The organism is Catenulispora yoronensis (assembly GCF_039531695.1).
GTDB classification, from domain to species: Bacteria; Actinomycetota; Actinomycetes; order Streptomycetales; family Catenulisporaceae; genus Catenulispora; species Catenulispora yoronensis.
Map to the genome: position 1 here is coordinate 1 of NZ_BAAAQN010000169.1, position 695 is coordinate 695.

The 695-nt window shown below is 56.4% G+C and carries 2 protein-coding genes; both read left to right on the forward strand.

Going from position 1 to position 695, the window contains the following annotated elements; all coding sequences use genetic code 11:
- On the forward strand, positions 1–353 hold a 353-nt coding region (locus ABD481_RS46595; RefSeq protein ID WP_344672335.1), incomplete at its 5' end, for a serine aminopeptidase domain-containing protein.
- 44 nt (positions 354–397) lie between these two features.
- The coding region (locus ABD481_RS46600; RefSeq protein WP_344672336.1) for an HAD-IIB family hydrolase at positions 398–695 on the forward strand (298 nt) is incomplete at its 3' end.

Sequence of the window (695 nt, forward strand, 5' to 3'; positions counted from 1 at the left end):
GTCGGCAACGCTATCGTCGCAACCTGCGCTTCTATGCCGATGAGCCGCGGCTGCAGGTCGGCGGTCCGACCTGGCACTGGGTGCGTGAGGGCATGCTGGCCGGCGACGAAGTGCTGGCGAATGTGGAAAAAGATACCGCCCCGACGCTGCTTTTACAGGCGGAGGAGGAGCGGGTGGTCGATAATCTGATGCACGACCGCTATTGCGAATTACGGGCCGCTGCCGGCCATCCCTGTGAGGGCGGTAAACCGCTCGTCATTGAAGGGGCATATCATGAGATCCTTTTTGAAAAGGACGCTATGCGCTCAGTCGCGCTCAATGCCATCGTCGAGTTTTTCAATCGACATACTTAATCCGACGATAACGCTCGTCGCCCTGCTTAGAGGTTAACTTTTTTATGTACCAGGTTGTTGCGTCTGATTTAGACGGCACGTTGCTTTCCCCCGATCATTTCCTGACCCCGTATGCCAAAGAGACGCTGAAGCTGCTTACCGCCCGTGGGATCAATTTCGTCTTCGCCACCGGCCGTCACTACATCGACGTCGGGCAAATCCGCGATAATCTCGGCATCCGGTCGTACATGATCACCTCTAACGGCGCCCGCGTTCACGATAGCGATGGTCAGCAAATCTTTGCCCATAACCTCGATCGCGATATTGCCGCCGACCTGTTTGAGATCGTGCGTAACGACCCGA